We start from the raw sequence: 10,587 nt of genomic DNA, 5'->3' as shown, positions 1-10,587 counted from the left end.
TGCTCTGTTAGACCGCGCGCGTTCGACAAAGTGAGGTTCGTATGATCCCCCGTTATTCCCGGCCTGACATGGTTGCCATCTGGTCGCCGGAAACGCGTTTCCGCATCTGGTTCGAGATCGAGGCTTACGCTTGCGATGCGCTGGCGGAGCTGGGCGTTATCCCGAAAGAGGCGGCGCGCACCATTTGGGAAAAAGGCGGCGCGGCGAAGTTCAATGTCGAGCGCATTGACGAAATCGAGCGCGAGACGAAGCACGACGTGATCGCGTTCCTCACGCATCTCGCGGAATTTGTTGGACCAGATGCGCGCTTCATTCACCAGGGCATGACCTCGTCGGACGTGCTGGACACGTGTCTCAGCGTTCAACTCGCGCGCGCGTCGGATATACTGCTAGCTGATCTGGACGCGTTGCTGGCGGCGCTGAAAAAGCGCGCCATGGAGCACAAGGACACGGTCACGATTGGCCGCAGCCACGGCATTCATGCCGAGCCAACGACCTTCGGTGTGAAACTGGCCTACGCCTACGCCGAATTCGAGCGCTGCCGGGAACGGCTGGTGCGGGCGCGCGAGGAAATCGCGACCTGCGCGATTTCCGGCGCTATTGGCACGTTTGCAAATATCGACCCTTATGTTGAGGAATATGTTGCGGAAAAGCTTGGCCTCAAGCCGGAGCCGGTTTCGACGCAGGTTATTCCGCGCGATCGCCACGCCATGTTCTTTGTGACGCTTGGCGTGATTGCTTCTTCGATTGAGCGGCTGGCGATTGAAGTTCGCCACTTGCAGCGCACTGAAGTGCTGGAAGCGGAGGAATATTTCTCGCCGGGCCAGAAGGGTTCATCCGCGATGCCGCATAAGCGCAACCCCGTTCTGACCGAAAATCTGACCGGCCTTGCGCGCATGGTTCGCGCCTTCGCCATGCCCGCGATGGAGAATGTCGCGCTGTGGCATGAGCGCGATATTTCACACTCCTCGGTTGAACGCATGATTGGACCGGACGCGACCGTGACGCTGGATTTCGCGCTGGCGCGGCTGACGAGCGTTATCGAAAAGCTGGTCGTCTACCCGGACAACATGGAGAAGAACCTCAACAAGTTCCGCGGGCTGGTGCATTCACAGCGCGTGCTTTTGGCGCTTACGCAGGCCGGGGTTTCGCGCGAGGACGCCTACCGGCTGGTACAGCGCAACGCCATGAAGGTGTGGGAACACGGCGCGGATTTTCTTGAAGAACTACTCGGCGACAAGGACGTGCGCGCGGCACTTTCCGAGGAAGACATTCGCGAAAAGTTCGATCTGGGCTACCACACCAAGCATGTGGACACGATCTTTAAGCGCGTTTTCAAAGAAGCCTGATCAGGCGGCCGCATCTTCATTTTGAGATGCGACGGACGCGAAGGCCGCGCGCAAAACATCTGATGTTGCGCCCGGCTTGTTGGCGTCGGTCGAGAGAATTTGTCGAAAGCGCCGTGCGCCAGCCATACCGTGGAACAAACCAACCATGTGGCGCGTGACATGCGAAAGCTTGCCGCCATCTGCGATGTGCTGGTCTGCGTAGCGAGCCATTTCATAGCAAAGCTGATCGAAATCGATGTCTCGGACCGGCGCACCGTCAAGGGCGGCGTCTATACCGGCAAGCACTAGCGGCGTGTGATAGGCCGCGCGCCCGAGCATGACGCCATCGACATGATTGAGGTGGTTCATTGACTCATCGAGCGTCGTGATGCCGCCATTGATGCCGATGAATTTGTCTGCGTAGCGCGCTTTCAGGCGATAAACCCGGCCATAATCCAGCGGTGGAATTTCACGGTTTTCCTTCGGGCTCAATCCCTGAAGCCACGCCTTGCGCGCGTGCACCCAAAGCGCATCCGCCCCGGCGGCAAATACGCCATCGGCAACCGCATCAAGCGCCTGCTCCACATCCTGCTCGTCAACGCCGATGCGACATTTTACGGTGACGGGAATGGCGACAGTCTGCTTCATGGCAGCAACGCAATCTGAAACCAGATCGGGTGTGCGCATGAGGCACGCGCCAAACGTGCCTGACTGAACGCGATCAGACGGACAGCCGACGTTCAGATTGATCTCGTCATAGCCAAACTCAGCAGCGATGCGCGCCGCCTGCATCAACTTCGCAGGGTCAGAGCCGCCAAGCTGCAACGCGACGGGGTGTTCGACGGAATCGAAACCGAGCAAGCGCTTACGGTCACCGTGAATCACCGCGTCGGCAACGACCATTTCAGTGTAAAGCAACGCCTTGCGCGTCAGCTTCCGGTGAAAGAAGCGGCAGCAGCGGTCAGTCCAGTCCATCATCGGCGCGACAGAGAAGACCTTGGTGCCCGATCGGAGCGCGTTGGTATAAAGTGCCACCAGATTGCCTGTTGCTCGTGAAGTCGCCACTATTTGGCGGTGCGAATAGACGCTTCGTAAGCCTTGCGTGCCCAAATCGTCAATTCGTCTGGATCGTCAATTGCCGCGTCGGGAACCGACCAATACGGCATTGCGGCGGTTTTGCCTTTCCGGCTCTCATACGTCCATTGCGTTGAACCGGCAGCCTCGAACTGTGGCGCGCTGACCGCATCGGCTTTCAGCAACAGTTCTCCCTGCACCACCAGCGCAGTAATCAACCCGTTGTAGTATACGCCTTTTCCGCCGAACATACGCTTGATCGTGATCGGGCCGAGGCCCGCAAACATGTCGCGCAGATCGTCGTCGTCCATCAGGCACCAGCGCGCGCTTCAGCCAATGCCTTGAGGTCGGCAGGCTTTAGCTCAACCGACTCGCCGCAACCGCAAGCTGAACTTTGGTTCGGGTTGTTGAACGTGAAGCCAGTGCGCAACTGCGTGACCTCGAAATCCATCTGCGTGCCGAGAAGAAACAGAGCAGCCTCAGGCGCGACCCAGACATTTGCGTCTGCATGTTCTATGTGATCATCGCCGGGTTTCGGTTCTGTAACGAGATCGACCGTATATTCCATGCCCGCGCAGCCGCCCTTTTTGATGCCAAGGCGAATGCCTTTTGCGCCGCCACGGGTAGCCACAATTTCGCGGACGCGCTCTGCCGCGCGGTCGGTCATGCTGATGACGCTGAAACGTCCCATTTCATTCTCCACTCACACCAGGTTCAAAAGCCTGCGGAATGATTACATTGCGCTAATATGGTGAAGATTTCAGCCGGACGCAAGCCGTCAGTACCAGCCGACCGCCACCTGCGCCTCTTCGGACATGCGATCCGGTGTCCACGGCGGATCAAACACCATCTTCACTTCAACGCCAGACACGCCTTCGACCGCCCCAACGGCGTTTTCCACCCAGCCCGGCATTTCGCCGGCAACCGGACAGCCTGGGGCCGTGAGCGTCATGTCGATCTTGACCGCTCGGTCGTCTTCGATATCGATCTTATAGATCAGGCCCAATTCGTAGATGTCTGCCGGAATTTCAGGATCATAGACCGTTTTGAGCGCCGAGATGATATCGTCGGTCAGGCGCGCCAGTTCATCTTGAGGAATCGCGGTTGCCGAAAGCGTGCCGTGCGCTTCCTCATGAGCCTCAGGCTTTTCGATTTCAGGATTGCTGGACTGTTCCACAACATTCACCCGAAAAATTTGCGCGCTTTTTCAAGCGCTTCCGCCAATGCGTCTACTTCGGCCATGGTATTATACATGCCGAAGCTCGCTCTGCATGTAGAAGTGACACCGAAGCGTTGCAACAGCGGCTGCGCACAATGCGTGCCGGCGCGCACCGCCACACCCTGACGGTCGATCACCATCGAGACATCATGGGCATGGATGCCCTGCAGCTCGAAGGAGATGATAGCGCCCTTGTCTGGTGCATCGCCGATGATGCGAAGCGAGTTAATAGCGCGCAGCCGTTCATGCGCGTAGTCTTTCAACTTGGCCTCATGCGCAGCGATGCGCTCGCGCCCGACCGAATCCATGTAGTCAAGCGCCGCACCCAAGCCGATGGCCTGAACGATGGGCGGTGTGCCGGCCTCAAAGCGATGTGGCGGGGCGTTGTAGGTCACGTTTTCCGTCGTCACCTGCTCGATCATCTCGCCACCACCCATGAAGGGGCGCATGCGATCCAGCATTTCGGCCTTGCCGTAGAGAACACCGATGCCTGACGGACCGTAAACCTTGTGGCCGGTGAACACGTAGAAGTCGCAATCGAGATCCTGCACATCGATCGGCAGATGGACTGCGCTCTGGCTTCCATCCACCAGAACCGGGATGCCGCGCGCATGTGCGATGCGACAGATTTCCTTGATCGGCGTGATGGTTCCCAGCGCATTCGACATCTGGGTGATGGCGACCAGCTTGGTGCGCGGCGTGAGCGAGCGCTCAAAATCTTCGATATGGAATGCGCCGAGATCATCGACCGGCACCCAAACCAGCTTTGCGCCCTGACGCTCGCGGATGAAATGCCACGGCACGATATTGGAGTGATGCTCCAAAATGGACAGGACGATCTCGTCGCCATCGCCAATGTTCGGCATGCCGAAACCATAAGCCACGGTGTTGATGGCAGCGGTGGAGTTCGAGGTGAAGATGATATTATCCGCCGATGGCGCGTTCAGGAAGCGACGGACGGTTTCGCGCGCTTTTTCGTAAGCATCAGTGGCCGCGTTGGAGAGGAAGTGCAGGCCGCGATGGACGTTGGCATATTCCTGAGAATAGGCGTGCTGGATCGTATCCAGCACCACCTGCGGTTTCTGCGCAGACGCACCGTTGTCCAGATAGATCAATGGCTTACCATAAACCTCACGAGACAGGATCGGGAAGTCGCGGCGGATGGCCTCGACATCATAAGGCTGGACTTCGACTTTGTGATCCATTGAACTAGCCGTGTGTTGCGAACCAGGCATCAAGGCGGGATTCAAGCGCCTCGACGACCGACTCAACTTCCAATTCCTCAATGACTTCGGCGAGGAACGCTTTCACCAGCAGACCGCGCGCCGTTTTCTCATCGATGCCGCGCGCCATCAGGTAAAACAGATGGTTCTTGTCGATTTCGGTGACGGTTGCGCCGTGGCCGCAGGCAACATCGTCAGCGAAGATTTCGAGCTCAGGCTTTGTCGAGAACTCGCCATCGTCCGACAACAGCAGCGTGTTGCAAGCCATCTTGGCGTCGGTCTTCTGCGCAATCTGGTGCACATTGATGCGCCCCTGAAACACGCCATGCGCCCTGCCCGTGACGATGTTGCGGATGAGTTCGCGCGACGTGGTGTTCGGAACGGCATGGTCAAGCACCATGGTGACGTCCGTATGCGTTTCGCCCGCGAGCAGATTGATGCCGCGAAGCTGGAAATCGGAGCCTTCGCCCTTGGTGATGACGCGGATTTCTTGACGAACGAGCTTGCCGCCCGAATTCATGACGAACACGGTGAGCCGCGCGTTCTTGCCGATCCACGCATTGAACTGCGCGAGGTGCGTTGCCGCTTCCGGCTGCTCCTGCACGATCAGCCACAGAACTTCGGAATCGTCGCCGACAACCAGGTTCGTAACGCAACTGGTCAAACCCGGCCGCTTACCGGCGTGACGCTCGACAATGGTCGCCTTCACGCTATTGCCAATGTGTACCGGCAGACCCAGGTGTACCTGCCCACCATCCTGCGTGTCTTGCAGTTCGAGAGGTGTTGTCAGCTCCGTGCCATCCGCAACCGTGACATGCCAGCCATCCGACACGAAAGCGGTGTTCAGCGCGCCGATAGCATCGTCGTTGCCATCGGGCTCAAGTGCAGGCGCGAGGCTGCCGTTCTGCAGCTTTTCAAAAACACGCTCGACGGTTACGCCTTCAACATTATTCAGATGGCCCGTGGTCTGACCGTTCAGGATCGCTAGAACGGCGGATCCTTCGATCAGCGGATCGAGCGCCTTCGCGTTTCCTGCAGGTTCGAAATCTGGAACCGAGGTGAGTAGACGGCGCAGATCGGTGTAATGCCAGGCCTCAATGCGCTTGGTTGGCAACCCGGCCTTGAGCATTTCAATCGCATTGTCGCGCTTCACCGCAACCGCGCTATCGCCCGGCAGGTCCGCCATGCGCTGATCATATGCGTCAAGCAGCGCCTTTTCGGCTGCTGTGTGCATCTGTGCGTGCATATTCATGGCCATTCCTCAAGCCGCTTCGCCGATAACTCCGGCATAGCCGTTCTTTTCCAGGTCCAGCGCGAGGCTCTTGTCGCCCGACTTGATGACCTGCCCCCTGTAGAGGACGTGTACCTTGTCCGGCACAATGTAATCCAGCAGGCGCTGATAGTGCGTGATGACCAGCACCGCGCGATCTGGCGAACGCAGCGCGTTGACGCCGTCAGCGACGATCTTCAGCGCATCAATGTCGAGGCCGGAATCGGTTTCGTCCAGCACGCAGAGCTTCGGTTGAAGCAGCTTCATCTGCAGGATCTCGGCGCGCTTCTTCTCTCCGCCCGAAAAGCCAACATTCAGCGGGCGCTTGAGCATGTTCATATCCATTGAGAGCGACGCAGCGGCCTCCTTCACGCGCTTCAGGAATTCCGGCACCTTGAGCGGCTCTTCGCCACGCGCCTTGCGCTGCTCATTCATCGCCACTTTAAGGAATTCCATCGTGGCAACGCCGGGTATTTCCATCGGGTACTGGAACGCGAGGAAGATGCCGGCGGTAGCGCGCTCGGCAGGGTCCATCTCAAGAATGGATTCACCGTTGTAGAGAATGTCACCCTCCGTGACTTCGTAATCGTCACGACCGGCGATGATGTAGGAAAGCGTCGATTTGCCGGAACCGTTCGGCCCCATGATGGCAGCAACTTCGCCCGCATTCACGGTGAGGTTCAGGCCGCGGATGATCTCCGTATCCGTACCGGCGATCTTTGCGTGCAGGTTTATGATCTCAAGCATAATTCTTCTTCCTGAAACGAATTGCGGTCAGCCGACGGAGCCTTCGAGCGAAATGCCGATGAGTTTTTGCGCCTCGACGGCGAACTCCATCGGCAGTTCCTGAATGACTTCCTTGACGAAGCCGTTGACGATCAAAGCAATCGCCTCTTCTTCGGGGATGCCGCGCTGCATGACGTAAAACTTCTGATCCTCGGAGATTTTCGAGGTGGTGGCTTCGTGTTCGAACTTGGCCGTCGCGTTCTTGGCTTCGATGTAAGGCACCGTGTGCGCGCCACACTGGTCGCCAATCAGCAGCGAGTCGCAGTTCGTGAAGTTGCGCGCGTTGGTCGCCTTGCGGTGAGCCGTAACCTGCCCACGATAGGTGTTCTGCGAGAAGCCAGCCGCGATGCCCTTGGAGATGATGCGGCTGGACGTGTTCTTGCCCAGATGGATCATCTTCGTGCCGCTATCGATCTGCTGATAGCCGTTGGACACCGCGATTGAGTAGAACTCGCCGCGTGAATCGTCGCCGCGCAAGATGCAGCTCGGATATTTCCACGTGATCGCGGAGCCAGTTTCCACCTGCGTCCAAGAAATCTTGGACCGGTGGCCACGGCAATCGCCACGCTTGGTGACGAAATTGTAGATGCCGCCCTTGCCCTGCGCATCGCCGGGATACCAGTTCTGCACGGTAGAGTATTTGATCTCGGCGTCGTCGAGCGCGATCAACTCGACCACGGCTGCGTGAAGCTGGTTTTCATCGCGCTGCGGCGCGGTGCAACCTTCCAGATAGGACACGTAAGCGCCCTCTTCCGCGATGATGAGCGTGCGCTCAAACTGGCCGGTGTTCTTTTCGTTGATGCGGAAATAGGTGGACAGTTCCATCGGGCAGCGAACGCCCTTCGGGACAAACACGAAAGACCCATCCGTGAACACCGCAGAGTTCAGCGTGGCGTAGAAATTATCCGTCGTCGGAACAACAGAACCGAGATATTTCTTCACGAGTTCGGGGTGCTCGCGGATCGCCTCCGAGATGGAGCAGAAGATAACGCCAGCCTTGGCAAGCTCTTCCTTGAAGGTCGTGACGACAGAGACGGAATCGAACACGGCATCGACCGCTACACGGCCGGATGCGTATACATTGTCGCTCGCTTCCGCTTCGCCATTCGGCTTTTGCACGCCCGCAAGGATTTCCTGCTCGCGCAGCGGAATGCCAAGCTTTTCGTAGACTTTCAGCAGTTCCGGATCGACCTCATCCAGCGAACGTGGGCCGGTCTGATTTTTCGGCGCGGCGTAATAGTGAAGGTCCTGAAAGTCGATCTTAGGGTATTCGACGCGCGCCCAGCTTGGCTCTTCAAGAGTAAGCCAGCGACGGAAAGCCTCAAGACGCCATTGCAGCATCCAATCCGGCTCGTTCTTCTTTGCCGAGATGAAGCGAATAATATCTTCATCAAGACCCTTGGGAGCCTTATCGGTTTCGATTTCTGTTTCGAAACCGTACTTATATTGGTCCACATCTATTTTGCGGACAGTATCAATCGTCTCCTGCACAGCAGGCATCAGCGTTCTCCATCCATGCCGGGACCAAACTCCCGGCTGTTTTCAAACCTTGGCGCACTCCGCTGCGCCATATGTAGTGTCGCCGGCTGCAAAATTCAGCCGGTAATCGTTCACGCCGCGCGTGTCGCAGAATTGCGTCGTGCAATTAGCCCAGACAGAGCGCGTGTAAAGTCCTCAATGTCTTCTTTTGTTGTGGCTGCGCCAATAGAAACGCGCAGTGCACCGTTTTCGTCACCGTAGCCCATCGCCTTCAACACGTGACTGGAGCCAACCTTGCCGGACGAACATGCCGACCCCGCGGACACCGATACGCCAGCCAGATCAAACGCGATCTGCGCGGTTTCGGCCTTCACGCCCGGAACGGAAAAGAATGTGGTGTTGGAAACGCGCTGAACACCCGCGCTGTAAATGACCGCGTCAGGGCAGATTTCCAGAATACGCGCTTCGATCTCATCCCGCATTTCGCCGATGCGGCCAATCTCGGAAAGCGCCCGCGCTGCCGCGACCGCAGCCGCGCCAAAGCCGGCAATTGCCACGGGGTTTTCGGTGCCTGCGCGATGACCCTTTTCCTGCCCGCCGCCAGTGACGAGCGGCTTCGGCATCATGAGGTCTGATGCAGCAGCAATTGCGCCTATGCCCTTCGGGCCACCCATTTTGTGAGCCGAAAGCAGAATGTAATCCGCAATGCCGGACGCCAGATCCAGCACGATGCGACCACCAGCCTGCGCCGCATCGAGAACCAAAACACCGCCAGCTTGACGAACCACGGCAGCAATCTCGTTGACCGGCTGAACCACGCCCGTTTCATTGTTTACGGCATGAATGGCGACCAGCGGCAGACCCTCGTCGCGGTTGTGCTCAGCCAGCGCATTCTGAAGTGCTGCAAGGTCAACAATGCCCTGCCCATCAACGCCGATGCGGCCGACTTGAGCGGCAGTGAAGCGCCCGCCATTCAATATGCAGGGGTGATCTGTGGCGCAGACATAAAGATGGCTCATGCGCACCGGCGACCGGCCCATCTGCCAATCAGGCGTCAACACCGTCATGGCGGCTTCTGTCGCACCCGAGGTGAAAACGATATGCTCCGGCTTGGTGTTGACCAGCGCGGCAACATCGCGACGCGCGGATTCGATAGACTGGCGAACTTTGCGCCCCTCGCCGTGCACCGAGGACGGATTGCCGGTCAGGTCCATCGCCGCGACCATAGCTGCACGCGCTGCATCAAGCAGCGGAGCGCTCGCATTATGGTCGAGATAGGCACGCCGGCCGTTCATTGCGTTTACATTCCAATTTCTTTGATAAGGGCTTCGCTGCGCAATTTTCTTGAAATTGACTATCGAGCCGTCCTATCTAAGCCGCTTCTACATGGGCGGGATTGTCGTCGTCCAATTTTGAACAATTCTAAACTAGCTCTATGACGGCCCGCGCAATGCGTCAAGGTTGCCCGAGCCGGTTTTGGCGCAGCAAGCGCAAAAAGTGGAGTCTTTCGGAGTATTTTATGCCAGAGGTTATTTTTAACGGTCCCGAAGGGCGTCTCGAAGGTCGCTATCAGCCTTCCAAGGAAAAGAATGCGCCGATTGCTATCGTGCTGCATCCACACCCGCAATTTGGCGGAACGATGAACAACAAGATCGTCTACGATCTGTTTTACATGTTCCAGAAGCGCAATTTCACCACACTGCGTTTCAATTTCCGTGGAATCGGCCGAAGCCAAGGCGCGTTCGATCACGGCGTTGGTGAACTTTCCGATGCTGCCGCGGCGCTGGACTGGGTGCAATCGCTGCATCCGGATTCAAAAAGCTGCTGGGTGGCGGGCTATTCGTTCGGCGCGTGGATCGGCATGCAGCTATTGATGCGCCGTCCGGAAATCGAAGGCTTCATTTCGGTGGCCCCGCAGCCGAACACCTATGATTTCTCGTTCCTCGCGCCCTGCCCTTCGTCCGGTCTGATAATCCACGGCGACGCCGACAAGGTTGCGCCGCCAAAGGATGTGCAGGTGCTGGTGGACAAACTGCACACGCAAAAGGGCATTACTATCACGCAGAAAACGCTGCCCGGTGCGAACCACTTCTTCGCGAGCCATGCTGAAGAGCTGATCGACGATTGCGCCGACTATCTCGACCGACGTCTGGCGGGCGAACTGGCTGATCCAAGGCCGAAGCGACTGCGCTAAATTTGGCCATTCAA

At 57.9% G+C, this 10,587-nt stretch carries 11 protein-coding genes; 2 read left to right on the top strand and 9 right to left on the bottom strand.

Translation table 11 applies throughout. The annotated features are described in order from the left end of the window. Nucleotides 1-41 precede the first annotated feature (41 nt). Complete coding sequence (gene purB / locus DY251_RS18105) at nucleotides 42-1,349, top strand: adenylosuccinate lyase (protein ID WP_116625315.1); 1,308 nt, start codon at nucleotides 42-44, stop codon at nucleotides 1,347-1,349. Here purB and dusA read toward each other — a convergent pair whose 3' ends face one another. From dusA to DY251_RS18060, 9 genes are all read right to left on the bottom strand, one after another. Continuing rightward, nucleotides 1,350-2,306 (bottom strand): tRNA dihydrouridine(20/20a) synthase DusA, encoded by a 957-nt coding sequence (dusA, locus tag DY251_RS18100; RefSeq protein ID WP_116625370.1) that lies wholly within the window; start codon nucleotides 2,304-2,306, stop codon nucleotides 1,350-1,352. 86 nt (nucleotides 2,307-2,392) lie between these two features. Beyond that, nucleotides 2,393-2,713 (bottom strand): TfoX/Sxy family protein, encoded by a 321-nt coding sequence (locus DY251_RS18095; protein WP_116625314.1) that lies wholly within the window; start codon nucleotides 2,711-2,713, stop codon nucleotides 2,393-2,395. Next, nucleotides 2,713-3,093, bottom strand: coding sequence for a Fe-S cluster assembly scaffold SufA (sufA, locus tag DY251_RS18090; protein ID WP_116625313.1), 381 nt, complete (start codon nucleotides 3,091-3,093; stop codon nucleotides 2,713-2,715). The genes DY251_RS18095 and sufA overlap by 1 nt, the downstream gene beginning before the upstream one ends. An 87-nt stretch (nucleotides 3,094-3,180) precedes the next feature. After that, nucleotides 3,181-3,555 carry an SUF system Fe-S cluster assembly protein gene (locus DY251_RS18085; RefSeq protein ID WP_170971406.1) on the bottom strand — a complete coding sequence of 125 codons (375 nt, stop codon included), beginning with the start codon at nucleotides 3,553-3,555 and terminating at the stop codon, nucleotides 3,181-3,183. 29 nt (nucleotides 3,556-3,584) lie between these two features. Next, entirely contained in the window at nucleotides 3,585-4,826 is a 1,242-nt protein-coding gene (locus tag DY251_RS18080) for a cysteine desulfurase (protein WP_116625312.1), read from the bottom strand. Between the two features lie 4 nt (nucleotides 4,827-4,830). Continuing rightward, the gene (gene sufD / locus DY251_RS18075) at nucleotides 4,831-6,096 is read right to left on the bottom strand and encodes a Fe-S cluster assembly protein SufD (RefSeq protein ID WP_116625368.1); all 1,266 of its coding nucleotides are present in this window, start codon (nucleotides 6,094-6,096) and stop codon (nucleotides 4,831-4,833) included. Between the two features lie 9 nt (nucleotides 6,097-6,105). Next, on the bottom strand, nucleotides 6,106-6,861 hold the full coding sequence (sufC, locus tag DY251_RS18070) for a Fe-S cluster assembly ATPase SufC (RefSeq protein ID WP_116625311.1): 756 nt from the start codon (nucleotides 6,859-6,861) through the stop codon (nucleotides 6,106-6,108). A gap of 27 nt (nucleotides 6,862-6,888) precedes the next feature. Next, complete coding sequence (sufB, locus tag DY251_RS18065) at nucleotides 6,889-8,400, bottom strand: Fe-S cluster assembly protein SufB (protein ID WP_116625310.1); 1,512 nt, start codon at nucleotides 8,398-8,400, stop codon at nucleotides 6,889-6,891. A 110-nt stretch (nucleotides 8,401-8,510) separates the two neighbouring features. Continuing rightward, nucleotides 8,511-9,674 (bottom strand): cysteine desulfurase family protein, encoded by a 1,164-nt coding sequence (locus DY251_RS18060; RefSeq protein ID WP_116625309.1) that lies wholly within the window; start codon nucleotides 9,672-9,674, stop codon nucleotides 8,511-8,513. Between the two features lie 224 nt (nucleotides 9,675-9,898). Between DY251_RS18060 and DY251_RS18055 the strand changes: the two genes are divergently transcribed. After that, nucleotides 9,899-10,573, top strand: a complete 675-nt coding sequence (locus DY251_RS18055) for an alpha/beta hydrolase (RefSeq protein ID WP_116625367.1) — start codon at nucleotides 9,899-9,901, stop codon at nucleotides 10,571-10,573. Nucleotides 10,574-10,587 lie beyond the last annotated feature (14 nt).

Source organism: Mesorhizobium denitrificans, from assembly GCF_003403035.1.
Classification (GTDB): domain Bacteria; phylum Pseudomonadota; class Alphaproteobacteria; order Rhizobiales; family Rhizobiaceae; genus Mesorhizobium_G; species Mesorhizobium_G denitrificans.
This window is presented reverse-complemented; position numbering and strand designations above follow the sequence as displayed.

What these genes read in the sequence shown, in the direction of transcription:
- purB (WP_116625315.1), top strand. Translation starts at nt 42, where the DNA reads ATGATCCCCCGTTATTCCCGGCCTGACATGGTTGCCATCTGGTCGCCG.
- dusA (WP_116625370.1), bottom strand. Translation starts at nt 2,306, where the DNA reads ATGATGGACTGGACTGACCGCTGCTGCCGCTTCTTTCACCGGAAGCTG.
- DY251_RS18095 (WP_116625314.1), bottom strand. Translation starts at nt 2,713, where the DNA reads ATGGACGACGACGATCTGCGCGACATGTTTGCGGGCCTCGGCCCGATC.
- sufA (WP_116625313.1), bottom strand. Translation starts at nt 3,093, where the DNA reads ATGGGACGTTTCAGCGTCATCAGCATGACCGACCGCGCGGCAGAGCGC.
- DY251_RS18080 (WP_116625312.1), bottom strand. Translation starts at nt 4,826, where the DNA reads ATGGATCACAAAGTCGAAGTCCAGCCTTATGATGTCGAGGCCATCCGC.
- sufD (WP_116625368.1), bottom strand. Translation starts at nt 6,096, where the DNA reads ATGAATATGCACGCACAGATGCACACAGCAGCCGAAAAGGCGCTGCTT.
- sufC (WP_116625311.1), bottom strand. Translation starts at nt 6,861, where the DNA reads ATGCTTGAGATCATAAACCTGCACGCAAAGATCGCCGGTACGGATACG.
- sufB (WP_116625310.1), bottom strand. Translation starts at nt 8,400, where the DNA reads ATGCCTGCTGTGCAGGAGACGATTGATACTGTCCGCAAAATAGATGTG.
- DY251_RS18060 (WP_116625309.1), bottom strand. Translation starts at nt 9,674, where the DNA reads ATGAACGGCCGGCGTGCCTATCTCGACCATAATGCGAGCGCTCCGCTG.
- DY251_RS18055 (WP_116625367.1), top strand. Translation starts at nt 9,899, where the DNA reads ATGCCAGAGGTTATTTTTAACGGTCCCGAAGGGCGTCTCGAAGGTCGC.